This window comes from Cupriavidus sp. a3 (assembly GCF_051015765.1).
Lineage (GTDB): Bacteria > Pseudomonadota > Gammaproteobacteria > Burkholderiales > Burkholderiaceae > Cupriavidus > Cupriavidus oxalaticus_A.
Window position 1 is genome coordinate 2,297,423 of record NZ_CP170644.1, and the last position, 24,869, is coordinate 2,322,291.

At 67.6% G+C, this 24,869-nt stretch carries 20 protein-coding genes and 1 pseudogene; 9 read left to right on the forward strand and 12 right to left on the reverse strand.

Annotated features, from left to right (window positions below):
* Window positions 1–13 precede the first annotated feature (13 nt).
* Entirely contained in the window at window positions 14–763 is a 750-nt protein-coding gene (locus ACAD63_RS32280) for a creatininase family protein (RefSeq protein ID WP_135703422.1), read from the reverse strand.
* A 65-nt stretch (window positions 764–828) separates the two neighbouring features.
* Window positions 829–2,124 carry an MFS transporter gene (locus tag ACAD63_RS32285; protein ID WP_133097079.1) on the reverse strand — a complete coding sequence of 432 codons (1,296 nt, stop codon included), beginning with the start codon at window positions 2,122–2,124 and terminating at the stop codon, window positions 829–831.
* A gap of 209 nt (window positions 2,125–2,333) precedes the next feature.
* Between ACAD63_RS32285 and ACAD63_RS32290 the strand changes: the two genes are divergently transcribed.
* Entirely contained in the window at window positions 2,334–3,263 is a 930-nt protein-coding gene (locus tag ACAD63_RS32290) for a LysR family transcriptional regulator (RefSeq protein WP_133097080.1), read from the forward strand.
* Here the strand turns inward: ACAD63_RS32290 and ACAD63_RS32295 are convergent.
* Window positions 3,260–3,439 carry a hypothetical protein gene (locus ACAD63_RS32295; protein ID WP_240745755.1) on the reverse strand — a complete coding sequence of 60 codons (180 nt, stop codon included), beginning with the start codon at window positions 3,437–3,439 and terminating at the stop codon, window positions 3,260–3,262. The two genes, ACAD63_RS32290 and ACAD63_RS32295, sit on opposite strands and share 4 nt — an antisense overlap.
* 415 nt (window positions 3,440–3,854) lie before the next feature.
* Between ACAD63_RS32295 and ACAD63_RS32300 the strand changes: the two are divergent.
* A pseudogene (locus tag ACAD63_RS32300) lies at window positions 3,855–4,013 on the forward strand (copper resistance protein CopQ); the annotation flags it as partial.
* Window positions 4,014–4,060: 47 nt separating this feature from the next.
* Here ACAD63_RS32300 and ACAD63_RS32305 read toward each other — a convergent pair.
* Window positions 4,061–5,431 carry an FAD-containing oxidoreductase gene (locus tag ACAD63_RS32305; RefSeq protein ID WP_135703420.1) on the reverse strand — a complete coding sequence of 457 codons (1,371 nt, stop codon included), beginning with the start codon at window positions 5,429–5,431 and terminating at the stop codon, window positions 4,061–4,063.
* Window positions 5,432–6,154: 723 nt separating this feature from the next.
* Here ACAD63_RS32305 and fur point away from each other — a divergent pair.
* Together fur and ACAD63_RS32315 are read left to right on the forward strand one after the other, a co-directional pair.
* Window positions 6,155–6,628 (forward strand): ferric iron uptake transcriptional regulator, encoded by a 474-nt coding sequence (gene fur / locus ACAD63_RS32310; RefSeq protein ID WP_240745754.1) that lies wholly within the window; start codon window positions 6,155–6,157, stop codon window positions 6,626–6,628.
* A gap of 53 nt (window positions 6,629–6,681) precedes the next feature.
* On the forward strand, window positions 6,682–6,969 hold the full coding sequence (locus tag ACAD63_RS32315) for a hypothetical protein (protein WP_133097082.1): 288 nt from the start codon (window positions 6,682–6,684) through the stop codon (window positions 6,967–6,969).
* Window positions 6,970–6,973: 4 nt separating this feature from the next.
* Here the strand turns inward: ACAD63_RS32315 and ACAD63_RS32320 are convergent, their stop codons facing one another.
* Window positions 6,974–7,900, reverse strand: coding sequence for a DMT family transporter (locus tag ACAD63_RS32320; protein ID WP_135703419.1), 927 nt, complete (start codon window positions 7,898–7,900; stop codon window positions 6,974–6,976).
* A gap of 533 nt (window positions 7,901–8,433) precedes the next feature.
* Between ACAD63_RS32320 and ACAD63_RS32325 the strand changes: the two genes are divergently transcribed.
* On the forward strand, window positions 8,434–8,754 hold the full coding sequence (locus ACAD63_RS32325; RefSeq protein ID WP_133097084.1) for a PadR family transcriptional regulator: 321 nt from the start codon (window positions 8,434–8,436) through the stop codon (window positions 8,752–8,754).
* Between the two features lie 79 nt (window positions 8,755–8,833).
* Here ACAD63_RS32325 and ACAD63_RS32330 read toward each other — a convergent pair whose 3' ends face one another.
* Window positions 8,834–12,031 (reverse strand): bifunctional diguanylate cyclase/phosphodiesterase, encoded by a 3,198-nt coding sequence (locus ACAD63_RS32330; RefSeq protein WP_434034310.1) that lies wholly within the window; start codon window positions 12,029–12,031, stop codon window positions 8,834–8,836.
* Between the two features lie 353 nt (window positions 12,032–12,384).
* The gene (locus ACAD63_RS32335; protein ID WP_133097086.1) at window positions 12,385–12,771 is read right to left on the reverse strand and encodes a hypothetical protein; all 387 of its coding nucleotides are present in this window, start codon (window positions 12,769–12,771) and stop codon (window positions 12,385–12,387) included.
* A gap of 463 nt (window positions 12,772–13,234) precedes the next feature.
* Between ACAD63_RS32335 and ACAD63_RS32340 the strand changes: the two genes are divergently transcribed.
* A complete protein-coding gene (locus tag ACAD63_RS32340; protein ID WP_133097087.1) occupies window positions 13,235–13,585 on the forward strand; it encodes a four-helix bundle copper-binding protein in 351 nt (116 codons plus the stop codon).
* A 243-nt stretch (window positions 13,586–13,828) separates the two neighbouring features.
* Complete coding sequence (gene fumC, locus ACAD63_RS32345; RefSeq protein WP_133097088.1) at window positions 13,829–15,235, forward strand: class II fumarate hydratase; 1,407 nt, start codon at window positions 13,829–13,831, stop codon at window positions 15,233–15,235.
* A gap of 41 nt (window positions 15,236–15,276) precedes the next feature.
* Here fumC and ACAD63_RS32350 read toward each other — a convergent pair whose 3' ends face one another.
* Window positions 15,277–15,612: a hypothetical protein gene (locus tag ACAD63_RS32350; protein WP_434034311.1), complete on the reverse strand. Its 336-nt coding sequence runs from the start codon at window positions 15,610–15,612 to the stop codon at window positions 15,277–15,279.
* A 262-nt stretch (window positions 15,613–15,874) separates the two neighbouring features.
* Between ACAD63_RS32350 and ACAD63_RS32355 the strand changes: the two genes are divergently transcribed.
* Together ACAD63_RS32355 and ACAD63_RS32360 are read left to right on the forward strand one after the other, a co-directional pair.
* Window positions 15,875–16,798 carry a LysR family transcriptional regulator gene (locus tag ACAD63_RS32355; RefSeq protein ID WP_133097090.1) on the forward strand — a complete coding sequence of 308 codons (924 nt, stop codon included), beginning with the start codon at window positions 15,875–15,877 and terminating at the stop codon, window positions 16,796–16,798.
* 98 nt (window positions 16,799–16,896) lie between these two features.
* Complete coding sequence (locus tag ACAD63_RS32360; RefSeq protein WP_133097091.1) at window positions 16,897–17,370, forward strand: aminoacyl-tRNA deacylase; 474 nt, start codon at window positions 16,897–16,899, stop codon at window positions 17,368–17,370.
* A 61-nt stretch (window positions 17,371–17,431) separates the two neighbouring features.
* Here the strand turns inward: ACAD63_RS32360 and eutC are convergent, their stop codons facing one another.
* The 4 genes from eutC to tssM all read right to left on the reverse strand — a co-directional run bounded on the left by eutC (window position 17,432) and on the right by tssM (window position 24,861).
* Entirely contained in the window at window positions 17,432–18,271 is an 840-nt protein-coding gene (eutC, locus tag ACAD63_RS32365; RefSeq protein WP_135703416.1) for an ethanolamine ammonia-lyase subunit EutC, read from the reverse strand.
* Window positions 18,272–18,302: 31 nt separating this feature from the next.
* Complete coding sequence (locus ACAD63_RS32370; RefSeq protein WP_133097093.1) at window positions 18,303–19,685, reverse strand: ethanolamine ammonia-lyase subunit EutB; 1,383 nt, start codon at window positions 19,683–19,685, stop codon at window positions 18,303–18,305.
* A gap of 122 nt (window positions 19,686–19,807) precedes the next feature.
* A complete protein-coding gene (locus ACAD63_RS32375) occupies window positions 19,808–20,986 on the reverse strand; it encodes a DotU family type IV/VI secretion system protein (protein ID WP_434034312.1) in 1,179 nt (392 codons plus the stop codon).
* Window positions 20,983–24,861, reverse strand: a complete 3,879-nt coding sequence (gene tssM, locus ACAD63_RS32380; RefSeq protein ID WP_434034313.1) for a type VI secretion system membrane subunit TssM — start codon at window positions 24,859–24,861, stop codon at window positions 20,983–20,985. The genes ACAD63_RS32375 and tssM overlap by 4 nt, the downstream gene beginning before the upstream one ends.
* Window positions 24,862–24,869 lie beyond the last annotated feature (8 nt).

Genomic DNA, 24,869 nt, shown 5'->3' on the forward strand with positions numbered 1-24,869 from the left:
CGCAGCGTGTGAATCAGGCGGGCATGGACTCGCGGCCGAACGCTTCCAGTTCGCGCACCAGGCTTTGCGCGGCCAGCCTGACCAGCTCGGCACCCTTTTCCGGCGTCGCCAGTCCCGGATCGGAGCCGATACGGCCATCCGGATAGCGCGCGCGGAAGTCCAGCGCTTCGCGGATCGGGCCCGACGGTGCGATCTTCGGCGCATAGTCGGCAATCTTGATGGCGTCCGGAAAAGCCCACTGAGTGATCGCAATCTCGGAAGGCGTGGCGTGCGAGCCGTGGCCAGCCGGGAACTGATTGCGCGCCAGCTCGCCGACGCCTTCCAGGTCCCACCAGTTGCACAGCTTTAGCGCGAAGCCCGCGCGGCGCCTGGCGAAGCTCGCCTCGGCGTAGAGCTCGGAGAACGCGGCTTCAATTGATGCCACATTGCCCCCGTGGCCGTTCAGGAACAGGATCTTCTCGAAGCCATGCCCGGCCAGCGAGCGGACCCAGTCACCGATCGCGGCGATAAAGGTCGAGGGGCGCAGGGAAATGGTCCCCGGAAAGGCGAGGTGATGCTGCGCCATACCGATATTGAACGTCGGTGCCACCAGGACATCGGCCCCCTTCTCCGCTTCATTGGCGATGATTTCCGGGCACAGCCAGTCGGTGCCGAGCAGCCCGGTCGGTCCGTGCTGCTCGTTCGAGCCGATCGGAACCACGATGGTACGGCTGCGCGCCAGGTATTGCTCGATTTCAGCCCAGGTTGAAAGATGCAAGCGCATTGCTACTCCTTTTGATCTCCGGTGCGTCCGGACACGATACTTGATTCATGCCGCCTGGCGCAGGTTCAGCGCTTGGCCGGCAGCTTGTTGGCAAGGACGATCACGGCGGCGAGCAACGGCAGCGAAGCCATCAGCAGCACCCCATAACTTAGGCTGCCGGTCGCGCCCTTGGTCCAGCCGATGACGGCAGGACCCCAGAAACCGCCCGACAAGCCAATGGTATTGATCAGCGCGATGCCGCCCGCCGCCGCCGGACCCTTGATGTATTCGGCGGGCATGGCCCAGAACACCGTGTAGGCCATCCACAGCCCCATCGTGGCGAGCGTCAGCAATGCCAGCGTCACGAACAGGTTTCCATCCGTTGCAAACGAGGCCGCCAGCAGCACCGCCGCGCCCAGCGCAGGCACCGCGCAGTGGAAGCGCCGCTCCCCGACCCGGTCAGACCTGCGGCCCATGAAGACCATGCCAAAGGCGGCAGCCAGGTAGGGGATGGCCGAGTACCAGCCAAGCTGCACCGTATCGTTCACGCCCTGTGCCTTGATGAGGCTCGGAAGCCAGAAGCTGATGGCGTAGATGGTTGCGATGATGCAGAAGTATGCCAGGGCCAGCACGTAGACCCGCGCGTCCTTCGCCACGGCCTTGAAGGAATGCTTGTGCGCCGCCGCGGGACTCAGCTCGGCTTCAAGCAGGCGCCGTTCCTGTTCGCTCAGCCAGCTGGCCTGGGCGGGCCGATCCGGCACCAGCCGCAAAGCCATCACACCGAGCAGGATGCAGGGCAGGCCCTCGACCAGGAACATCCACTGCCAGCCCGCGAGACCGGCCTGGCCGGCGAGCGCGGTCATCAGCCACGCCGACACCGGACCCCCGACGATCCCGCCGATCGGGCCCGCCAGGAAGACGATCGCGATGGCGCGGGCCATGCGTTGCGGACCGTACCAGCACGACAGGTAATAGATCATGCCCGGGGCGAATCCCGCCTCGAACACGCCGAGCAGGAAGCGCATGGCGTAGAACGTCGGCACGTTGCGCACGAACAGCATGCAGGCGGAGGTAATGCCCCACAGCACCAGGATGCGGCTGAACGTCTTGCGCGCGCCAACCCGCGGCAGCATCAGGTTGCTGGGCAACTCGAACAGCACGTAGCCGATAAAGAAAATCCCCGCGCCCACGCCGTACGCGGCATCGGAGAAGCCCAGGTCACTTTGCATCTGCAGCTTGGCGAAGCCGACATTGACCCGGTCCAGATAGGCGAACAGGTAACAGACCAGCAGGAAAGGCAGCAAGCGCCAGTTGATCTTGCTGTACAGCGAGGAAGCGTCGGAAGCGCCGTCGGCGGCGCTCGAGGTGGGAATTGCCAGCATGCTGCCTGTCTCCTGTGGTTGCGTGTCGTCTGCATGTTTTTCTGGCCTGAAGTCTGGCAGCCGGAGAGGGGCAGGCAAAGAGCAACTAAGTCCACGGTTCGTTCCCTTTTGAGCAACGGATTTTCCGCCGAGTGCCGCAAGTGCCGCGCAAGGGCCTCCGGCTTCAGGTATCGTCAGCGCGGTCAGAAAGCGAAGCGGAGCGTTTCGACATGCGAGAGATCAACCAGCAGCGGTTGCGATACTTCCGGGAAGTCGTGGCTCACGGCACCATCCGGGGGGCCGCGGAAAGCCTCAATACCTCGCCGTCCGTGATCACCCGGCAGATCAGGCTGCTCGAGGAAGAACTCGGCGCGACGCTGTTCGAGCGCGAGCCGCGTGGCCTCAAGCCGACTGCGGCGGCTGCGCACCTGCTCGAGTTCTGGCGTGGCTATCGCTCGCACCAGGAGAAGCTCGAAGACCAGTTGCATTCACTGAAGGGCTTGCAGCAAGGCGAGGTCCGGCTGGTGCTGAGCGAAGGCTATGTGGACCTCCTGGTCAACGAAGTCCTTGCGCAGTTCTGCGCCCGGTATCCGAAGCTCGATATCCACATGGACATCCTGGCGGTGGACGGCGTGCTGCAGGAAGTCGCCGAAAGCCGCGCACATATCGGGCTGGCGTACAATCCGCCGCCCCATCCGCGCGTCGAGTACCGCGCGAGTGCGGCGCAGCCGGTGGTCCTGCTGGTCCGCCCCGACCATCCGCTTGCCGTGCGCGGCGGCGCGGCCAGCCTCCAGGATCTGCAGGCCTACCCGCTCGCGATCATGCCGGCATCTTTCGGCGTGGGTCATGCACTGAGCATGGTGGAGTTTGCCGAGAACATCTCGATCCGGGCGACGCTGGTCAGCAATTCGCTGACGGCCCTGAAGCAGTTCGTCGGCTACAACAATTTCATGACGCTGATCGGTGAATTTGCCGCCTATCGCGAGATCGCGGCAGGCACGCTCGCCGTCGTGCCGATCGATCACCCGCTGTTCATGGGCACCCAGGCAAGGCTGATGGTGAAGGCCGGCCGGCCATTGCCGGCGGCTGCGCTCGAACTGCTAAGCCATATCACGCGGCACATGTCCATGTTTGCCAGGACCACGCCCGGCGCGGATTAGCCGGATCCCTCGTTCTCCAGCCGCAGCATCCGCAACTGGATCGCCGCCGCCAGCTCCATCAGTGGCCCGGCCAGCGCGGCCTCGGCGGCTTCCACGGCCCCGGCGCCTGGCTGCGTCGATACGCTCACGTTCAATACGTGGATGCCATAGCCGCGAAAGCGCATGGGCGTCACCATGGCAAGGACCTGAGGCTGCCAGGAGATCGTGCCGAGCGCTACACCAAGCCAAGCTGCTGCAAAGCAGCACCCGTGTCGATGAGCGAACACATTGGCATCCGGCGGCAAGCCAACCCCATTTTGAGTGTTGCCATGCCTGCCCGGAACGCTGCAAGCGGCCGTGGCCCACGGCCTGAATCCCACCATTACCAACCATCGGTTGTCATTGAATCGCTACTCATCGCTCTACTGTGTTGAGTAGCTGGCTCCTACATTGAACCCAACGGCGACGCACCAATCCAGCGAAGCCGCAAACGAGGTTCTTCCTACCAAGATTCAGGAGCTGATCATGATTTCCCATTTCGCCCGTATTCTTGTTGTTGCGTCGACGACCCTGACCGTTGCTGCCGCGCTGTCGGGCGGCTACGCCCACGCAGGAGAAGTCGTTGTGGCCGGCATGGACCGGACAGGTGTGTCCGCGTCGCCCGCTCGCAAGCCCGATCCGTTCACGGACGGTGCGCGCATCGGTGCTTACGACTTGTACACCGACGGCGCCCGCGCCGGCGAGTCGGACTCGTTCACCAAGGGACTCTGATGCCGCAGGCCTACGCCTCACCTTCGGCTGTCGCCATTTCCATCCACTCATGCCAGCTCCTGCAGCATTGTCGGCACCAGCTCGGATACCGTGGGATGGATGTGCATGGCGCGGCTGATGGTGGTATAGGGCGCCCCGGCATACATCACGTCGAGCAGGGAGTGAATCACCTCGTCGCCGTTCAGACCCAGGATTGCCGCGCCCAGGATCAAGCGGCTGTCGGCGTCGACCACCACCTTCATGAAACCCTGGCTTTCGCCCTTTTCCACGGCGCGCCCGACGCGGCTCATGGGGCGCCTGCCGACAAGAACGTTGCGCCCGGACTGGCGGGCCTCCGTTTCAGTCATGCCGGCGCGCCCGAGCGGGGGATCGGTGAACAAGGCATAGGCCGTGATGCGGTCCGCAACCGTGCGAGGATCGTTGTCGAGCAAGTTGGCGGCGACGATTTCGTGGTCGTGATACGACGTATGCGTGAAGGCCCCGCGGCCGTTGCAGTCACCCAGCGCCCAGATGCCGGGGACGCTGGTGCGCAACTGTTCATCCACCTTGATATAGCCCCGCTCGTCGGTTTCGACCCCTGCCTTGTCGAGTCCCAGGTCTGCCGTGTTGGGTACCCTCCCCACTGCCAGGAGCAGGTGCGAGCCATTGACGTCGCGCGAACCAGACGCGCAATCGAGCCCGACGGAGATGCCTGCTCCCGCCCGGCGGGCAGTCAGGCAGTTGGCATCGAGGCGGATTTCGACCCCCTCCCGCTCCAGGATCTCCCGCACCGCCTCCGACACGTCTTCGTCCTCGCGCTGGATCAGGCGCGGGCCTTTTTCCACCACGGTGACCCTGGCGCCAAAGCGTCGGTACATCTGGGCAAACTCCAGGCCTATGTAGCTGCCGCCAATGACGACCAGATGCTCGGGCAGGTAGTCAACGTTCATCATGCCCGCATTGGTCAGGTACGCCACTTCGTCGAGCCCGGGCATCGGCGGAACGAGGGCCCGGCCACCGACGTTGATAAAGATCCGCTCAGCTTCCAGCAGTTCGCCATTGACGCGCACGGTGTGCGCGCTTTCGAAGCGGGCGTGCCCCTGATAGACGGTGCCGTTGGCCAGGCCGCGCATCCACTGTTCCACGCCACTGGCGGAGCGCCCGGCGATTTCGTCCTTGCGCGCCTTCACCTGCCTCATGTCGATGGCAACCGGCCCACCGATCGTCACGCCATAGTCGCCCGCGCGCCGCGCAAGATGGGCCGCATACGCGCTCGCGATCAGGGTCTTGGTCGGGATGCAACCGGTGTTCACGCACGTGCCGCCAAAGTTCGCACGTTCGATGACTGCCACTTTCTTGCCTGCGCCGGACAGCCGCGCGGCCAGCGCGGGGCCAGCTTGTCCGGTGCCGATGATGATCGCGTCGAATACCTGAGCCATCACGCTTCTCCTTACCTTGTGCCGGGGCCGCTACACAAGCCAAGCGCAGCGGTGCGCTCCCGCTGTGGATCTGGGAGCGATGCTGGCTGCGCGCTCGTCAAAGCAAAGTCAACTTTAGGTGAATTGGGTCACGGCAGGCAGGCGAGGTGATGGCTCCGTCCAGCGTCATGTCATGGAAGAAGCCCCGCGCAGTTCAGTGTGACTGGGCCTCGATTCAATCAGAAATCAGATCGGCAAAAATTTCACTTGTAATGAGATCGATTCCCATTTACCATTCGATCACTGCCTGACGCACGGTGCTTCACCACCCAGGCAGCCCGGCCAGCACCGAGGCCGCCGCGGCAAGCGGCACCGCCCCGAACCCTGGCAGGACAGAATTTCCGGACGCCGCCACGTGCCATGCCACGCGGCATCCGATACCGACTTTTGTGGGGACCGCTCCGTCACGCGGAGCGTTTGGCAGTAGCCAGTCTTCGGAAGATCGGGAAAGCAACCAGACCCCGCTTTCCCGATCGCGTCTTCCGCAGGCAAGCCAGGCCGCCTTTTTATTCAGCGCGTCGTGCAGGCACGGCGTGCCGCCAGGGACGCCAGCGCTGCGCGCGGCCGGCCCTGGCGCTCCAGCCTGAATATCCCGCCAAGCCATCGACGCCGCCGTGCGCGGCGACGGGCACGGTGCCGCCCTGTCCGATGCGGGGCAACAGCAGCATTCCAATGTCATCCGCCATGTCATCCGAACAGTCCAGCCCGATCCACCTCAAGCGCGCGGGCCTGAAGGCTACGTCGCCGCGGATGCGGATCCTTGAAGTGTTCCGCACCAGCGCACGGCGCCATCTCAGTGCGGAGGATGTCTACCGCATCCTGCTGACCCAGGACGAGGATGCGGGACTGTCTACCGTGTACCGGGTGCTCAACCAGCTGGTGCAGGCCGACATCCTGCTGCGGCACACCTTCGAGTCCGACCACGCCGTGTTCGAACTCAACGAAGGCGGCCACCATGACCACCTGATCTGCGTTGCCTGCGGCCGCGTGGAGGAATTCCGCGACGAAAGCATCGAGCAACGCCAGCGCCAGGTGGCCGCCGACAACGCCTTTATTTTGCGCGAGCACATGCTGGTGCTGTACGGCGTCTGCCCCGAGTGCCGTGCCGGCGCGGCGGACGAAACGCATCTGTCCGCGGCGCTGCCCACGCAAGCCTGAACGCGCCCGAGGTCCGCGTAGACATAGCGATGCCGCGCCCTGACGGAGCCATCATGAAGCGCCTGACCAAGCCGCTATCCGAACTGGAACGCCTGCTCAGCGTGTACCTGAGGCAGGAACCCGGCTGCCATGACTGCCAACTGCGGGCGGTGTGCGTGCACCGGCCCGACCACACCGGCTGCAACTGGAGCGCCGAGGTCGATTTCCCCGAACGTACCGAGGCCGACGCCATCCGTCATTGGCGCCAGGCGCGCCGCGTCGTGATGATGGTGCGGGAGCAGTACAACGTCGCCGCGGGAACGACGGCGGGAGCGCCAGCGCGCCCAGGGGCGGCTTGCTGACAGGTCAGCGTTTCGCCGGCATCCCCACCGCCGCCGCCGCCGGCACGTCGGCCATCACCGGCCGCAGCACCAGCCACACCGCCAGGCCGATCAGCGCGCCGCCAGCGGCATGGGCCCACGATAGCGCCTCGCCCAGGAACAGTGCGCCCCAGACCATGCCGAACGGCGGAATCAGGAAGGTCACGGTCAGCGAGCGCACCGGGCCAAGGTCGGCAATCAGCCGGTAATAGAGGATGTAGGCCAGCGCCGTGCAGAGCACGCCAAGGCCCGCCATGGCCCACCACACTCCGGCGCCGGCCTCGGGCAGGGTGTTGTGGCGCCACAGCGCAGCGGCGCAAAACGGCAGCAGGAACAGCGTCGCGCCGACCATGCTGCCGGCGGCGACCAGGCGGCTGTCCAGGCCGCCGCGCTGGGTGATCCAGCGCCGCGCCAGGAAGCCGGACAGGCCGTAGCAGGCGGTCGCCACCAGGCAAGCCAGCGCGCCGAGCAGCAGCTCGGTCGAGAACGCGACCGGGCCGGTGCGCGTCAGCACCGCCACGCCGGCCACGCCCAGCATCACGCCCAGCGCCTTGGCGCGCGTCAGCCGTTCGGAAAAGGCCAGCGCGCCGATCACGACGCCCATCAGCGGCGTCATGGCATTGAACACCGCCGAATAGCCGGCGGGCAGCCACAGCGCCGCCACCGCGTACATGGCGAACGGAATGCCGGAGTTGATCACGCCCAGTGTGAGCACCGCCGGCCATTTGGCGCGCATGTCCCAGCGCAGTCCCAACAACGGCAGGCATACGGCGAGCGTGATGGCGGCAACGAGCACGCGCACGAAAGCGGCCGGCATCGGGCCGAGCACCGGCGCGCCAATGCGGATGAACAGAAAACTGGCGCCCCAAATGGCGGCCAAGGTGAGCAGGCGTGCGAGATCGGCGGGCTTCATGAGGAGGCGGCGGCGAGCTGCGTCGCCACGGCAAGATGAGGGTGTCGCGATTTGACGCTGGTGGTGGCACGGGCGCAAGCCGGATTCGGACATCTGCATCTTGTTGCATGCGATGAATGCGGCACATGTGAGTCGCTTTTTCGCTGCAGTTGAGGGATCTACCTCACATCAGGCTGCCTTTTTGGGCACAATGGCAGACAATTGCAGGGCGTTCCCTTCGAACCGCCTACACCCATACCCCTCCATGGGAGGGGTGTCGAATCAGACAGGTGACAAGCCGTATTCAATTAAATTAAACTCTGGTCTGCGCCAGAGTTAATTGACCCCTCCGACGCATTCCCGACAAGCCGCCAGGGCTCCTGGCGGCTTCTTTTTTGCCTGCGCCGTCTAAAGTGAATTATCCGGCATACGCTGCACGGCAAACCCGGCTACCGGCAGCGTTTCCGCTGTTGGCGGCACAACGTCCGCAAACCCAAACATCCAGCATGCCGCCCGCGTCAACCGCCGGTACGGCTGCCGCGTTGCCAGATTTCATGAAACGACAGTTCCTGGGCCTGCTTGCCCGCGTCTACGTCCTGCAATTTGCCCTGGAAGTCCCCGCCACGGTAGCCATGCTCGCCGACATGCTGCTGGAGTACGGCTTCCAGGTCGACATCGGCACCGTGCGTCCCCTGCTGCGCGCCCTGCAGATGGAGGGCTATCTCGAAAGCGTGCTGCGCGACGGCATCGGCCGCGTCTACCTGCTGACCGAGCGCGGCCGCGAGGAACTGGCGGCCAGCCGCCAGCGCATCGACGAACTGTACCGCCGCCTGCACGCCGAGCTTCCCACCCCCGACACGCCGCGCGAAGCCTGACCGGTCCGCGCATTCACTAAGCCGCCCAACCGCACTGAGCGTACCCGTTTCTGCGAGGCCGCAGTCCGGCGTGTCCGGCCTATTGCCGCGGGGCGGCCTGGTCGGCCAGCGGCGTTTCCAGGCCTGTCTCCAGCAGCTGGCGCAAGGCGTGCGGCGCCACCGCCTGGCAGAACAGGAAGCCCTGCACGCCGTCGCAGCCCTGCGACCGCAGGAACTCGAACTGCGCCGCGGTTTCCACCCCTTCGGCAACCACCTTCAGGTGCAACTGGTGCCCGAGCGCGATGATCGCCGCAGCCACCGCCTGGTCGTGGCCGGGCGTGGCCACGTCGTCGACGAAGGACTTGTCGATCTTGAGCCGGTCGATCGGCAGCCGGGTCAGGTAGTTCAGGCCGGAATAGCCGGTGCCGAAATCGTCGATCGACAGCGCCACGCCAAGCGCGCGCAGCCGACGGAAGGTCTCGATGGTGGTCTCGCCGCCGTCGACGAGGATGCCTTCGGTGACCTCGATCACCAGTTGCCGCGGCGGCAGGCCGGCCTGCTCCAGGCAGCGCGCCACGGTGTCCGGGAAGCCGGCCTGGCGCAGCTGCAGCGGCGAGATATTGACCGCCACTTCGATGTCACGGCCCAACGCCTCGCGCAGCGCCTGGATCTCGCGGCAGGCGGTGGCCAGCGTCCAATCGCCCAGCGGCGCGACCAGCCCGCTTTGCTCGGCGATGGGGATGAACTCGGACGGCTGCATCGGGCCGCGTTCGGGCGTTTCCCAGGCGATCAGCGCCTCGACGCCGGTAATCTCTTTCGTGGCGGTATCGACGATGGGCTGGTAGCGCAGCCGGAATTCATTGCCGGCCAGCGCGCGGCGCAGCAGCCCTTCGATGGTGAAGCGCGCCAGCGAGGCCTCCGCCATCGACGCGGCAAAGCGGCACAGCTGGGCGCGGCCACCCTGCTTGGCGGCATAGACGGCGGCGTCGGCGGACTTCATCAGCTCGGTCAGCGAATCGCCGTCTTCGGGGAAGATCGCCATGCCGATCGACAGGGTCACGCGCAGGCGCTGCCCGCCGGCCAGCAGTTCCTCATTGACCCGCGCCTGGATCTTGGCGGCGATCAGCTCGGCCTCGCTGTCGTCGCGCAGGCCGCCCAGCACCACGCCGAATTCGTCGCCGCCCATGCGCGCCACCAGGTCGCCCTGGCGCACCGCGCCCTTGAGGCGGTCGGCCATGGTGCGCAGCACGTCGTCGCCGACCGGGTGACCGAGTGAATCATTGATGTGCTTGAAGTGGTCCAGGTCCAGCAGCAGCAGCGCCACGCGTTCGCCGTGGCGGCGCGCGTGCAGCAGCATGGGCTGTGCGCGCTCGTTGAGTTCGGCGCGGTTGGGCAGGCCGGTCAGCGGGTCGTGCAGCGCCAGGTGGCGGATGTATTCGTCGACACGGCGGCGTTCGGTCAGGTCGTAGGCGATGGCCTGGTAGCCTGCCGGCGGCCCGTCCGGCTGCGCGGCCAGCGCCGACACGGATACCTGCACCGGCAGGCGCGACCCGCCCTTGCGCACCCAGGTCCATTCGCCTTCGTCGGTCAGCCCGAGCCGCGCCTTGGCGACCAGCGCGGGCATGCCGGCCGGCACCGGTTCGCCCAGCTCCTGGCTGAGCGCGCGCGCGTGCGCCGCCAGTTCGTCGGCGAGATGCAGCCCGGTGACCGGCATGCGGCCGACCAGCTCGGCGGTGGTGTACCACAGCATGCGCGTGCCTGCGGCATTGACGCTGGTGATCACGCCGTCGTCGCCGAAGGTGATGACGCCGAAGCTGGCATGGTCGAGCAGCCCGGCGTAGCGCGCGGCCTGGTGCGCGGCGGCCTGGTGCGCGCGCTGCTGCGGCTCCAGGTCGGTGATTGCCCACAGCCAGTGGGCGCCGCTGTCGCTGCTGTCGCCGCCCTCGGCGCTGGGCAGGTGCGCGGCACTGGCGCGCAGCGGGAAACGGCTGCCGTCGCTACGCACGCCGGCCAGCTCTCGCTGCGCGGCGCCGCGGGCCAGGCCAGCGCCATCGGCACCCTCCACGACACCGGTGGCGCCCGGGGCGAGCGTATCGAGGCTACGCCCGACGAGATCGGGCGGCGCGATGCCGAACAGCATGCCGGCGCGCTCGCTGGCACGCACGACCACGCCGTTGGCGTCGGTGAGGACAAAGCCGTCGGCGGATTGCGCCATGCATGCCTGCAGCGTGGCATTGTCGTCTTCCCAGGGGGGGACAGCCTGCGCCTCGCGTTGCCGCGCGGTGCGGCGCTGCCGTGCCAGCGCATAGGCCATGCCGGCCAGCGCCAGCGTGGCGAGCGCGCCCGCGGCCAGCACGGCATACCCCTGGCGCGGGCCATATGCCGCCTCGAACGCGGGACGCGTGGCCGCACGCAGCCTCCACGCGGCGCCACCATAGTGGAACTGGCGCTCGCCGCGCAGCAATGGGGCATTGCCGTCATCGCGATCCGCGGTACCAACCGTATCCGACAGCTGCGGGCCGGGCATGGCAGGCGTGCCCTCGTGCAGCGACAGTTCCAGGTCCGCCAGTGCCGGCGCGCCGATCCCGCGCATCAGGTCGCCCAGCTGCAGCGACACATAGACATAGCCGACCACCGCCTCGCGCCGCTGCGCCAGCGTGCTGGCGGCCACGCCGCCACCGTAGACCGGCAGGAACAGCAGCGCGCCGCGCTGCCGCTCCTGCGCCTCGGCCTCGCGCACCAGGTCGAGCCCGCGCGTCAGCCGGGGCTCGCCGCTGTCGCGCGCCGCTTCCATCGCGGCACGACGGGACGGCTCGGACAGCAGGTCAAAGCCGGCGGCGCGGGCGTTGCGCCCGGCCAGCGGCTCCACGTAGAGGATGGGCGCGTAGAGCCTGCGCGGGCCGGCGGGATGGATCCGGTAATCGGTCAGGCCATCGGCGCGCGCGGCCGCGATCAGGGGTTGGACCTGGCGCGGCGCCGTCAGCGGTGCGTAGCCGATCGATTGTGTGCCGGGCGGCAGCTCATCGAGCTGGGCGGTATAGAGATAGTTGCGCCATTGCGCGCGCGAAGTTGCCGGATTGGCCGTCATCAGGCCCGCCACGCCGCGCAGCAGCCGCTCGTTCTCGAGCATGCGCTCGCGCAGTGCACTGCTGGCCTGGCTCAGCCGCGCATCGAAATGCTGCTGGGCCAGCCGCTGCTCGAATTGCTGTACCTGGCGCCACGCCCCCGCGGTCAGCAGCGCCCCGCCTGCCGCGGCCAGCAGCGACAGCAAGGCAGGGGGAAGCGCAGTCAGTCTCATGGTCTTCGTGAACGGTCTGGCGCCAGCGACGCGCGCCTGCCACGGAACCCGTCAGGCTGGCCAGCGCCCGGCAAACGGCTGCGTGCCTTGCGATAACGCGGCACTATACCGCGACGGATGCACAAGGCACAGTCCCGTGCGCGTGACCCGAAGGGGTGTAAGGTGCTGGCCCGATGTGGCGCTCTACCACGGCGGGCCAGTGCAGGACCGCGGGCTGACGCGGCTCGCGGACGTGCTGCTGTACCGCGCCAAGGGTGCCGGGCGCGGGCGCTATGAAATCGGTCCGCCGGACCTGGCCGGCGAACTCAGCCACCAGCTGGGCCGTGGCAGGCCCGTGCCGGGCCGGCGGCCCGTCAATGCAGCGTGCCGCCAGGCTTGCCAGGCACGGTGTTGGCAGTTGCCGCACCGCTGCCTTCCGGCTCGAACGGGACATGGCGCCCGTCGCTGGACTGGTAGCCAAGCTGGGCGTCGGCGCCCAGCATCTTTTCCCAGGCGATCATGGCCTGCGCCACGGCTTCCGGCGCGCCCTTGAACACCACCACATCGTTGCCGCAGCCGGGGCATTCCCCGCCGAACACGGCGTCGATGCCGGGCAGGCCCGGCACGTTGAGGGTGTCGAACTGCTTGAACGCAGTCTTGCAGTGCCCGCAGACCAGCTGCGCCGGACGCAGGGCCTCAATCTTCGCGCGCGCCTGTGCCGCACGCTCTTCGGGGGTGCCCCGTTTCTTTGCCTCGCCCATGATGTCCTTCCTTCCCGTGCTGCCGGTGTGCTTGCCCCGGCGCGGCCACTGTGGCCACGCGGTGCGGTGTGTTGTTGGGTAGCCGACTGGCGGCCTGTCGCGTGCCCGGCCGGAGCCCGGCAATGCGTCATGTTGTCTGCGGCTTCCTGTTAGATGCGGTTGGGGGGACGGTGGTGCCCGACGACCACGCCGGGTGCCGGGCACGATACCCGCGCCCTATCCTCCGGAACGCCTGGCGCAGGCGGCATTGTAACCAGCGCGGCGCTGCAAGTACCGGGCCCGCAGGATCGACTTTCGCCTGCTATTGTGAATAACGATGCCCCGTGACGGCGCCTTTGGGGCGCCCGCATCACCGCGCCATGGGACCGGCTTGCCGCCGCCAGGGCGGCGCGGTGCCCTGCGCCCGCCGGCCACGCGCCGGCATTCACGGTTCCATCCACCTACCCCCGAAGGAGGACGCTCGATGATCCGACCCACCGTGCAGGAAAACGCCGCCCGCTACGCCGACTGCATCGCCGCGTGCAACGCCTGTGCCGCCGCCGCGCTGAAATGCGCCGGGGCCTGCCTGGAAGAGCAGGACGTGCACAGGATGGCGCGCTGCATCGCGCTGGACATGGATGTCGCCGGCATCGCGCAGCTGGCCGCCTCCTACATGCTGCGCAACAGCGAGTTCGCGCCGCTGGTCTGCGAGGACTGCGCCGAAGTCTGCAAGTGGTGCAAGGAGGAATGCGAGCGCCATGACGCCGAGCACTGCCAGGAGTGCGCGCGGGCCTGTGCGGTTTGCATGGAGCAGTGCCTCAAGATGACGGCGTAGCCGCGCCCCCGCCCGCCGCGTCGGCCGCATGCTGGTTATCCCGGCGGGCAGCATGGACTTGAACGCACGCAGCGCGCCTGCGGCGTAATCTGGCGGACTGCTCGCACGGGCGGTGCGCGGCCTGGCTCCAGACAGCCATGACTTGCCGGCGCCCGCGCTTCCCCACGTTCCTTGCCACGTTCCTTCCATCCGGCAATGCCGGCGCCCGCAGCGCCGCCTCCTGCCTTGCAAAGGAGTCTGTCCATGTCCAGCCCTTCCGCCAGCAACACCCGCATCGAGAAAGACAGCCTGGGCGATGTCCCGGTGCCCGCCGACCACCTCTGGGGCGCGCAGACCGAACGCTCGCGCCAGAACTTCCGCATCGGCGACGAGAAGATGCCGCCGGCGCTGGTCGAGGCCTTTGCCGTCCTGAAGCTGTGCGCGGCCCGCGCCAACCGTGAGCTGGGCGTACTGCCGCCCGAGCTGGCACAGGCCATCGAGCAGGCGGCCACGGAAGTGATCGAAGGCCGCTGGCCGCAGGAGTTTCCGCTGTCGGTCTGGCAGACGGGATCGGGCACGCAGACCAACATGAACCTCAACGAGGTCATCGCCAACCGCGCGATCCAGCTGCTCGGCGGAGAAGTCGGCAGCAAGAAGCCGGTGCACCCGAACGACCACGTCAATGCCAGCCAGTCGAGCAACGACAGCTTCCCGACCGCGATGCACATCGCCGCGACGCGCGCGATCCAGCAACAGCTGCTGCCGGCGCTGGAGCAGCTGCAGCAGACCTTTGCGCGCAAGGTGGAAGCCTTCGCCGATATCGTCAAGGTCGGCCGCACGCACCTGCAGGACGCTGTGCCGCTCACGCTGGGCCAGGAGTTCTCGGGCTACATGACGCAAGTCGCCGATGCGCAATCGCGGCTGCAGCAGGCCATGCTGCGCGCCATGCCGGTGGCGCAGGGCGGCACCGCGGTCGGCACCGGGCTGAACGCGCCGCACGGCTTTGCCGTGGCCTTTGCGCGCGCGCTGGCCGATTACACCGGCCTGCCGTTCGAGCCCGCGCCCAACCGCTACGCGCTGCAGGCCTCGCATGATGCGCTGGCCGACCTGTCGGGCGCGCTCAACACCACCGCCTCGTCATTCCTGAAGATCGCGCGCGATTTCATGCTGCTGGGCTCGGGGCCGCGCGCCGGCTTCGCCGAGCTGATCCTGCCGGCCAACGAGCCGGGCTCGTCGATCATGCCGGGCAAGGTCAATCCGACCCAGGCGGAGGCGCTGGCCATGGTGTGCTGCCGCGTGATCGGCAACCACACCACGGTGACGCTGGCCAACGGCCTGGGCACGCTGGAGCTGAATGCGTACAAGCCGGTGATCATCTACAGCCTGCTGCAGTCGGTCAGCCTGCTGGCGGGGGCGGCGTCGAGCTTTGCCGAGCATATGGTCGAGGGCGTCGAGGCCGACCGCGAGCGCATTGCCGAGCTGCTGGAACGCTCGCTGATGCCGGTCACGGCGCTCAACCCGCATATCGGCTACGACAAGGCCGCCGAGATCGCCAAGCTGGCGGTGCAGCGCAACCTGTCCCTGCGGGAAGCGGCGATCGCGTCCGGACATGTGACCGAGGAGCAGTTCCGCGAGTGGATCGACCTGGCCGGCATGACGCGCGAAGTATGAGCCGCGTCGACACGAGCGCGTGTTGATGGCGGTCGCGCGGCTCAGCCGGGCGTGCCGCCCTGCGGATTGCAGCGCTGGCGCGCCAGCGCTTCGCGCGAATAGCCATGGCGTACGCGCAACTGGTGCTCGACCGCGTCCGCCTGGTCCAGGCAAGCGAAGATCAGGTCATCCTTGAAGCGCTGCGAGACGCCTTTGAGGCGTGGCGCTTCGTAGGCGACCTGGCGCGCACGGCAGCGCAGGAACAGCAGCGTTTCCTGGGTGGCGGCAATCAGCTGGTCATGCTCGATCCGCTTGCATTCGACCAGGTCCTGGGCAGAGGCACTGGCGCCGGCAATGAACAAAGGCACGCACAGCCAGCGGCGCATCAAGCGGTGCATGGCAAACGGGGGCGCGTCGGGCCGGTTGACGGTGTGGATCGCATCATTGCCCAGAGTCGCGTTCGGTGCAAGCGATGGCCAGCCTGAAACGCCGTCACGGGCGGCCGAAACGCGGCACACACTGTTTCGCCGGCTGGACAATCCCCCAAACCCTGATGATACGTTCGCCGTATGCTGCACCTCGGCGCCGAGGTGCGCGCGCCAGCATGGCAATATACGGGGCCGGCCCTTTTTCTTTCCTACTAGCTCTTTCCTACTAGCCATGGACCTCAACGCCTTGCGCCTGTTCGTCGACATCGTCGACGCCGGCAACCTGAGCGCGGCCGCGCGCAAGCTCAAGATGACGCGCGCCAATGTCAGCTACCGGCTGAAGGCGCTGGAAGAAGAGCTGGGCGTGCAGCTGCTGCGGCGGACCACCCGCCATGTCGAGCCCACGCCTGTGGGGGCCGGGCTGTACGAGCACGGGCGCAATATCCTCGGCGAGGTGGCAGCCGCCAATGCGCTGATCAGCAACATGGGCAAGAGCCTGCAGGGCCATGTGCGGCTTTCGGTTCCTACCGGCCTCGGCCATACGCTGCTGTCGCCGCTGATGGTGCAATTCAAGCAGCGCTATCCCGACATCACCCTCGATGTCGTGTTCGACAACCGCGTGCACAACCTGGTGTCCGAGGATGTGGACGTGGCGCTGCGCATCATCTCCACGCCGCCCGATTCGGTCATCGCCACCGAGATTGGCACGGTGGACTGGGTCATCTGCGCTTCGCCCGCCTACCTGGCAAACCATCCCGCGCCCCAGTCACTCGCAGACCTGCAGCAGCATGCGATCGTTTGCGCCTCGCCAGTCGGGCAAAAGCTGAAGGTCGCGGGAACGCGGCCCGGCAGCGAAGCGCAGGAAGCCCGCGACCAGGTGGTGCTGGAACCGACGCTCAGTTCCGATAATTTCGGCTTCCTGAAGGAAGGAGTGGTGGCCGGCCTGGGCATCGGCATCACGCCAATCTACGCGATCGGCGAGGAACTGGCGAGCGGCGGGCTGGTGCAGCTGCTGCCGGATTACCGCATCAGCGTGTTCGGCAGCCGGCTGTACATGCTGACCATGCCAAACCGCTACCAGACGCTGGCGACGCGCTACCTGCTGAACTTCCTGAAAACCGAGCTGCAGGCGGTGTGGCCGCGGCTGCACCGCTAGCGCTGCAAGGCGGATCGGGAGCCGTTGGGCACGGCGCCAGGCACTATATTAGGAACACAAGGATAACCGTAGGCGTATCCCTGTTCTGAGGAGCAACCATGGCCCTGTCTAGCACGCTTGCAAACTGCCTGAGCAGCAAGAATACCCAGTACGACATCATCCGCCACCCCTACACCCTCAGCAGCATGGCCACTGCCGAGGCTGCGCACATTCCCGGAGACCGTCTGGCCAAGACCCTGTTGCTCGAGGACGAGCGCGGCTATGTCGCCGCCGTGATCCCTTCGAGCCATCACCTGCAGCTGGCTGCGATCTGCGAACAGACCGGCCGCGACCTGGTGCTCGCACATGAGGATGAAATCCGCGAGATCTTCAAGGATTGCGACCTTGGCGCGATTCCGCCGGTCGCCATGGCGTATGGCATGCAAACCTATGTGGACGACAGCCTGATGCAGCAGCCCGAGGTGTATTTCGAAGGCGGCGACCACCAGGAACTGGTGCACATGACACGGGACCAGTTCATGGACCTGATGTCGGATGCCACGCCGGGGCACTTCTCGCGCCGCATGATGTAGCGCGGCGACGTTACGGTGCGGCCACCGCGGATCCGCCCGCGGTGGCCGTTTTCGTTTTCATTCATTCGAGGTCCCGCAATGCCGCTGCCGGCGGCGCCGCGCCGGCCAATGCGCGCTCGCTGTCGTCCTTCAGGTCCACGCCCGAGCGCCCGAGTGCCGCGGCACCGCGCAGCAGGAACACCAGCCGTTGCGCGGCCTGCACATAGGACAACCCTTCGGGCCGCACATTGGAGATGCAGTTGCGCTCGGCATCGGTACGGCCGGGCCGCGGGGCGTAGGTCAGGTAGATGCCGAGGCTGTCGGGCGAACTCAGCCCGGGCCGTTCGCCGATCAGCATCACCACCTGACGCGCGCCAAGCACGGCACCGATATCGTCACCGAGCGCGACGCGCGATTGCTCCGCCACCACCACCGGTCCGATACGCCATTCCTGCGGCAGCAGCCGGCACGTTGCTTCCAGCACCGCTATGGCATGGGATTGCGCTGCCAGCGCCGAAAGGCCGTCGGCGATCACGAACACGACATCGGGCGCCTGCTGCGGTCGCGCCGCCGCCAGGCGCTCCCTGCTCGCGTCATCCAGGCCCCGGCCGAGGTCCGGGCGCCGCAGGTAATGGGTGCGGTCGGGCGCTGCGCTATGGACGACCACGTGGTCGCATCCCGCCTGCCGCAGTGCGCCGGCGATGGCATCGGCGTCCAGCGGCAGATGCACGGCATCGCGCGCCTGCGCATGGGCCAGGCCGAACGCGAGCACGGCCTCGGTGGTCTGGCTGTGGCCGGTGCGCCCCAATGCGATGCGCGCGCGCGTGAACTGGCGCAGGCGCTGCCATGGATCGGCGTCGTGCGTAGCGGAGGTATTGGCGCTATTGGCGGTATTGGCGGGGCGCGAAGGAAGGTCGGACATGGCGTGTCGTGAAGAATGGCCGGGGGCGGCCTTACAGGCTGTGCGCCATCTGCAGCAGCGGCTGGCGCTCGGACGGCTCCAGCAACCGGCCGGCGGCATCTGCGATGCCCATGCGCTGCAGCCATTGCTCGAATTCCGGCGCGGGGCGCAGGCCCAGCACTTCGCGCAGGTATAGCGCATCGTGGAACGACGTGCTCTGGTAGTTCAGCATGATGTCGTCGGCGCCGGGCACGCCCATGATGAAGTTGATGCCGGCCACGCCGAACAGCGTCAGCAGCGTGTCCATGTCGTCCTGGTCGGCCTCGGCATGGTTGGTGTAACAGACGTCGCAGCCCATCGGCACGCCCATCAGCTTGCCGCAGAAGTGGTCCTCGAGCCCGGCGCGGATGATCTGCTTGCCGTCGTACAGGTATTCCGGCCCGATAAAGCCCACCACCGTATTGACCAGCAGCGGCGAGAACGCGCGCGCCACGGCGTAGGCGCGCGCCTCCATGGTCTGCTGGTCGACGCCATGGTGAGCATTGGCCGACAGCGCGCTGCCCTGCCCGGTCTCGAAATACATGACGTTGTCGCCGACGGTGCCGCGCGCCAGGCCCTGGGCGGCGTCGTGGGCCTCGGCCAGCAGCGCCAGGCTGATGCCGAAGGCCGTATTGGCGCGTTCGCTGCCCGCCACCGACTGGAACACCAGGTCGACCGGCGCGCCCTGCGCGATCGCGCGCAGCGTGTTGGTGACGTGGGTCAGCACGCACGACTGCGTCGGGATATCGAAGCGGCTGCGCAGCGCATCGAGCATATGCAGCAGCGAAACAATGGCGCCCAGGTTGTCCGAGGCCGGGTTGATGCCGATGGTGGCGTCGCCGCAGCCGTACAGCAGGCCGTCGATGACGGAAGCGGCAATGCCCTTGGGGTCGTCGGTAGGATGGTTCGGCTGCAGCCGCACCGCCAGCCGCCCCGGCAGTCCGACGGTATTGCGAAAGCGCGTCACCACCTGGCATTTGCGCGCCACCGCTACCAGGTCCTGGTTGCGCATCAGCTTGCTGACCGCGGCCGCGATCTCGGGGGTGATGCCCGGCGCGACGCGCGCCAGCGTGGCGCTGTCGGTCTCGTGCCGCAGCAGCCAGTCGCGCAGGTCGCCGACGGTCGTGGCACCGATCGCGGCAAAAGCGCAAGCGTCATGCCGGTCGACGATCAACCGCGTGATTTCGTCCGCCTCATACGGCACCAGCGCCTCATTGAGGAATTGCGTCAGCGGCACGTCGGCCAGCGCCAGGCGCGCGGCCATACGCTCCTGCTCGCTGGCGGCGGCGATGCCGGCGAGCGCATCGCCGGAGCGCGCCGGGCTGGCCTTGGCCAGCAGCGTGCGCAAGCTGTCGAAGACATGGCGCTGACTGCCGATGGTGTGGGTATATGCCATGGGGAATGCGGTTCCGATGCCGGGGCCAATGCGGGGGCCGATGCCCCTAATATAGTCACCGTTGCGGCACCTGGCTGGCGCGGCGATACGAAAAGCGGAGCAATTCCCATGCCGGCTGGCGCCTAGCGAACGCTGGCAAAGACTTCTATCCGGCGGTTCAGCATCCGGCCCCCGGCGGTCCGGTTGTCTGCCACGGGCTGCGCGGCGCCCCGCCCGATGGTGTCGACCCGCACCGCTGCCAGGCCACGCGCCTGCAGGTAGCCGGCCACCTCTTGCGCGCGCGCTTGCGACAGCGCCTGGTTGGACCGATAACCGCCCGGGGCCACCGGAGAATCGTCGGCATGCCCGACCACCGTGATCCAGTCGGCCCGGCCGTCGAGCAGGTCGGCCAGCTTGTCGAGTTGCTCGGCCAGCGCCGGTGGCAGTTGCGCCTGCCCGGGCGGAAACGACAGGCCGTGTTGGAAGACGATGTGCAGGCGGCCGCTGCGCACATCGGCATGGATGGCTGCGCTGGCGAGTTGCCCGGCGAAGGCCTGTTCGATGTCCCGCTCCAGCGTGTCTGCCGACGGGGAAACGGACGGGGAAACGGACGGGGAAACGGGTGGGTAAGCGGCTTGTGCCAGCCGTTCCACCCGTAGTGCAAGCGCTTCGGTCGCGGCGTTCTGGCGCGTCGCCTGGACCGCCACGACGACGGCAGCGACTAGGAAGGCCAATGCGGCGACGGCAAGCAGCGGCCGGGCGCCGGCCATCGGCACCCGCGGCGGCGCTTCGGGCTGCGCTTCACATGGCGATGCCGGTCTCAGCGCCATGATCTCGCGTGTCGCCGGCCGGATCCGCGGCACCAGTTCTGCCGGTGGCCGCCCGTACTCATCCGTGAGCCCGCGTGCGACCAGGCATGCAACGACTTCAAGCGCATCAGCATGGGCGCCGGCTCGCTGCTGCAGCCTGGCGACCAGTGCGCGGCAGCGGCTGCCGCGCTCCGCCTCGCCGTAGTGCGCCGCAAGCAGGCCGCGCTGCAGCCAGGCGCCACGGCAGGCACCGGAGCGTCCCTGCACGCGGCGGCCCGCCTGGTCCAGCGCCGCGCACAGAAAATAGTGGACCGCCTCCACATCCTCCGCCGGCAACGCCGCCGCGCGACAGGCCTGCCGGAAGTTGGCCAGGCGCGTGTGCGCGGCTTCCTGCAGCGTCTCCAGGCGCGCCGCGGAATCGAGTTCCGGCGTCAGTTCATCGAGCACCCAGATCACCGGCTGCGCCAGCCGCAGCAGGTGGTTGCCATTACCCATCGCGGCGTGCGTCATCATCCCGAACGCCCCGGGCATTCGAAGCCTTGCAGCAAGCCCGTGGTCCACGGATTGGCCAGGCTGCCGGTGTTGATATCCAGCCGCGCCTTGCGGCCGTCGAAGTCGTACTCCGCCATGAAATGGCTGGCGCTGGCCGATCCGGCCAGCTTTCCCCTTGCCACGATCCGCATCAGTGCCCATGGGCCGCTTGCGGCCAGCGTCGAAGTCTCCGGGCGGATGCGCGGGCTGGCGCTGATCTGTGCGCCCTGGCCGCCGCGCGGACCGGGCCAGGTGATCTTCAGCGGCACCACCGGGCCATGCACGTAGCGCTGCCCTTGTCCGTCGAAGTCCAGGTTCAGCTCGACGATCTCGGGATCGAGCCCGACGACCTTCAGGTCGACCTTCCACGCCAGCCTCTTCGCGCCCGGATCGCGCAAAAACACCTCGCGGATGTCCCGTGCGCGCTGGAACGGCACCAGGCTCGGCCCGGCCACCGGCGGCACGTCCGGCGCGGTCAGCTTGTAGCGCCAGGGAGAGATGGTGGTATCGACGTGCGGCGCCAGCACTTTCTCGAAAAAGTCGTCGAGCACGCCGCCGGCGGCAAAGATCCGCGCGAAGTCTTCCGGATCGACATCCGGTGCCGCCGCGGGGGCGAAAGGGTACTTGCCCTCGATGGCGCTGCGGCAGCTTTCGCCGATCATGGCATCCATCTGCGCCACCAGGATCTTGCCGATGCCCTTGTTGACATCGCGCGTACCCTGCACCACCAGGTCGGCCAGCACCGCAGCGAACGGCGCGGGCAGCTTGGCCGCTTCCATGCGCAGCTGCGCGCCGGTGTCCGCCGGCGGCGGCAGGTTGCGGGTATTCAAGGCGTTGTTGGCTACCACCAGGGTGGTGTAGTAGGCGTTGACCATGCCGGCAATCGCCTCCAGCCGCGGCTTGGCGCCCGTTGCCAGCGCGTCTGGCGCGGCGGCATCGGCCTGTCCGGTCACGACCTCGCGCAGCGCGGCAAAGCGGTTGTCGACCAGTTCGCGCTCCTGGCGCGCTTCGGCGCGCGCATTCAACACCTGTACTGGTCCGGATGTCTTGTCGAGTACGGACAGCGCCTTCTGCGCCAGCGACGGGTCCTGCGGCGCGAGCGGCCGGGGGAGCGTGGAGAGCGTGGTCTCCTGCACCGCGGCGCGGCCGAGCCGGGCCAGCGGCGAGTCCGGCGCGGCGAAATTTCGCAGGATCTCCAGGTCAAAGGCAAGGTTGTCGCCGGTCACCGTGCGTATGTCGCCAAGGAACGCGATCCAGCGGCGTGCATACTCCTCCAGGTACAGGCGGCGGATCTCGCGCGTCAGCGGGTCGTTATCGCCCGGCTTGCCCGCTGCGGCCTCAAGCGTTTTTTTTTGAGCGCCGTCGTGGCCCGTGCGGCCCATCACCCAGGCGTCGACCGCCTGCGCCTTGCCGACAAACTCGGGCAAGCGCGCGTTGAAGAGATCGTGATAGCCGGCATAGGTAAAGAGCCCGGGAATGCCCCGCTCCAGCGGCTCGCCGCTGGCCCGCGTAAAGACCGTTCCGGCCTGCGGCCCGACCGCCCGGACCAGCGTGAAGTCCTGCGGCGCGGCTTCCAGCATGGCCGCCTTGGCACGGTCGTAGAGCCGCTCGATCGAAGTGTTGCCATCAAGGAAATCCCGCGCCGAGCGGATCAGAGCTTCGTTCCTGGCATAGGGCGATTGCACCGGCCGGCCGCCGTCCAGCAGCCCATTCAGGTGTTCCAGCACGGCGACCCTGCCGCCAAAGGCGGCCGCGCCGTTGCCGGTGGCCCAATCGCTCTGGACCCATGCCCGCACCTCCGGCGCGCTGAACCTGTTCTTCTCGTGCAGCATCAGGTAGACGCGCAGCGTGTCGTAGGTCTGCCTGGCATCGCGCGCGGCCACCGCGCTTTCGAGCACCGATTCGACCCGGCGCACCAGGTATGGCACCAGCAAGTTGTCCTGCAGCCTGACGTGGGTCCGGATCGAGGCATCGAGGACCGGTGGCACGCTGTAGAGGCCGTAGCGCCATGCCAGCGGCGGAACGGCCGGCGCCAGGCCGGCATAGGCAGGCAGGTCGCGCGCGGCCGACAGCACCTCGGGCATTGTGCCGGGCTGCGGCGCCTTGTAGAAGGCGGCGACGGTAGCGGCCAGCGCCCCGGCCTTCTGCCGCACCGACTGCAGGTAGGCGCGGTTGTGGCCATCGCTGGCATAGAGCGCACCGGCCAGCCACAGGAAGATCACCACGGCCAGCGTGTGGCCGAGCAGCCGCAGCAGGCGGAAGCGGAATTCCCAGCGCAGGTTCGGTTTCACCAGATGCGCTTCGGGCACGATCACGCGCTTGAAGACGTCCTGCAGGAAATAGCTGCGATGGCCCGTCGCTTGCGCCGCCGCGGAATCGGCAACGGATTCGGCCGTGGCAGGGAAGGCCTGCTCCGCAGTTTCCGTGGTGTCGGCATGGTTGCGCTCCAGGCGCCTGAGCACGGTTTCATGGTCCGCCACCACCGTTGACGACGTCTGGGCCGCACTGGTGAAGTACACGCCGCGCAGCATGTGGGTGCTCTCGGTATCGTCAAAGCGGGAATCGAGGAACACCTGCGCCAGCATGGCGACGACCGGCCCGGCCAGGCCGGCAAACTCTTGCGGCAGCGCGAACAGGTCCTTGCGGCGCTGCGGGTCGTACTCTTCATACAGCCGCGCATCGAGTCCCGCCTGCAGCCGGTCGACCAGCAGCGCCATCTCGGTGCGGCAGCGTTGCGCGAAGGCGTCGGGCGCATCGGAGCGCCTGGCCTTGCGGTCGTCATGCGGGAAAGTAAAGCCCCACGGCTGCGCGCGGCCTTCGCTGCTCAGGTACCGGAAGTACGCGCCGAAGCCCGCCAGCTGGTCGAGCTTGGTGACGATCACATAGACCGGGAAGCGGATGCCGAGATCCGTGCGCAGGTCGGCCAGCCGGGCGCGCAGGCTGGTCGCCTGGCGCACGCGCACTTCGGGCGACTGCGTCAGCAGGTCCTCGGCGCTGATGGCAAGCACCGCGCCATTGATCGGCGCCCGGCTGCGATGCCTGCGCAGCATCGTGAGGAACCCGGTCCACTCGGCCTGGTCGATCTTTGGATTCTGGCCATGGCTGGTATAGCGGCCGGCCGTGTCGATCAGCACGGCCTCATTCGAAAGCCACCAGCTTGCAGTCCGGGTGCCTCGATCCTTGCCGGCCAGCGCGGCGGCGCTCATCTGCTCCGGCAACGGGAACTGCAAACCGGCATTGAGCAGGGCGGTGGTCTTGCCCGCTCCCTCTACGCCGACCACCATGTACCACGGCAGTTCGTACAGGTAGCGCCTGCCTTCCAGGACGCGACCGATCCCGCCACCGCTGCGCATCCCCTTGAGCTGCCTCAGCGCCTTCCGCACAGCCTCTTCCACAATGGCGAGCTCGTCCGTGGCAATGGCTTCCGGACGCTTGCCGCCAGGGTTCAGCAGCTTCTGCAGCAACGAATCGTTCGCCCGCGAGCGGCGCAGGAAACGGAACACTTCATAGGCCGCGAGCAAAAAGACAAGCACGGCAATGACGACGACCCGCACGACGTCCGAAGCGAGCGGATGCGCTGCGCCGACAGCAAGCAGCGGCCCGGCATGCCAGATTGCCAGGCAAAGCACGGCGATCCCGATCACCGCCACCGACCAGCGCAGCACCAGCAACAATGCCAGCGCCAGCAGCAGCACGATGGCGGCCATCCGCATGCCGATCCCCGCCAACGGCCGCAAACCATTGAACGCGAGCAGCGGACCGATAAACCAGATCGCGGCCGCGGCTAGCGCCAGCGCCACGTACACCAGCATCTGACGCGAGAACAGCACGGCCAGGCAACGTTTCAGGAATTCCATACCGCACT

Excerpts from the sequence above, each read along its gene's own strand:
- ACAD63_RS32330 (WP_434034310.1), bottom strand. The coding sequence starts at position 12,031 with ATGAGACTGACTGCGCTTCCCCCTGCCTTGCTGTCGCTGCTGGCCGCG.
- ACAD63_RS32375 (WP_434034312.1), bottom strand. The coding sequence starts at position 20,986 with ATGATGACGCACGCCGCGATGGGTAATGGCAACCACCTGCTGCGGCTG.
- ACAD63_RS32335 (WP_133097086.1), bottom strand. The coding sequence starts at position 12,771 with ATGGGCGAGGCAAAGAAACGGGGCACCCCCGAAGAGCGTGCGGCACAG.
- ACAD63_RS32360 (WP_133097091.1), top strand. The coding sequence starts at position 16,897 with ATGGCCCTGTCTAGCACGCTTGCAAACTGCCTGAGCAGCAAGAATACC.
- ACAD63_RS32340 (WP_133097087.1), top strand. The coding sequence starts at position 13,235 with ATGATCCGACCCACCGTGCAGGAAAACGCCGCCCGCTACGCCGACTGC.
- eutC (WP_135703416.1), bottom strand. The coding sequence starts at position 18,271 with ATGTCCGACCTTCCTTCGCGCCCCGCCAATACCGCCAATAGCGCCAAT.
- ACAD63_RS32370 (WP_133097093.1), bottom strand. The coding sequence starts at position 19,685 with ATGGCATATACCCACACCATCGGCAGTCAGCGCCATGTCTTCGACAGC.
- ACAD63_RS32305 (WP_135703420.1), bottom strand. The coding sequence starts at position 5,431 with ATGGCTCAGGTATTCGACGCGATCATCATCGGCACCGGACAAGCTGGC.
- ACAD63_RS32355 (WP_133097090.1), top strand. The coding sequence starts at position 15,875 with ATGGACCTCAACGCCTTGCGCCTGTTCGTCGACATCGTCGACGCCGGC.
- ACAD63_RS32350 (WP_434034311.1), bottom strand. The coding sequence starts at position 15,612 with ATGCACCGCTTGATGCGCCGCTGGCTGTGCGTGCCTTTGTTCATTGCC.
- ACAD63_RS32280 (WP_135703422.1), bottom strand. The coding sequence starts at position 763 with ATGCGCTTGCATCTTTCAACCTGGGCTGAAATCGAGCAATACCTGGCG.
- ACAD63_RS32295 (WP_240745755.1), bottom strand. The coding sequence starts at position 3,439 with ATGGTGACGCCCATGCGCTTTCGCGGCTATGGCATCCACGTATTGAAC.
- fumC (WP_133097088.1), top strand. The coding sequence starts at position 13,829 with ATGTCCAGCCCTTCCGCCAGCAACACCCGCATCGAGAAAGACAGCCTG.
- ACAD63_RS32290 (WP_133097080.1), top strand. The coding sequence starts at position 2,334 with ATGCGAGAGATCAACCAGCAGCGGTTGCGATACTTCCGGGAAGTCGTG.
- ACAD63_RS32325 (WP_133097084.1), top strand. The coding sequence starts at position 8,434 with ATGAAACGACAGTTCCTGGGCCTGCTTGCCCGCGTCTACGTCCTGCAA.
- ACAD63_RS32315 (WP_133097082.1), top strand. The coding sequence starts at position 6,682 with ATGAAGCGCCTGACCAAGCCGCTATCCGAACTGGAACGCCTGCTCAGC.
- ACAD63_RS32285 (WP_133097079.1), bottom strand. The coding sequence starts at position 2,124 with ATGCTGGCAATTCCCACCTCGAGCGCCGCCGACGGCGCTTCCGACGCT.
- ACAD63_RS32320 (WP_135703419.1), bottom strand. The coding sequence starts at position 7,900 with ATGAAGCCCGCCGATCTCGCACGCCTGCTCACCTTGGCCGCCATTTGG.
- tssM (WP_434034313.1), bottom strand. The coding sequence starts at position 24,861 with ATGGAATTCCTGAAACGTTGCCTGGCCGTGCTGTTCTCGCGTCAGATG.
- fur (WP_240745754.1), top strand. The coding sequence starts at position 6,155 with ATGTCATCCGAACAGTCCAGCCCGATCCACCTCAAGCGCGCGGGCCTG.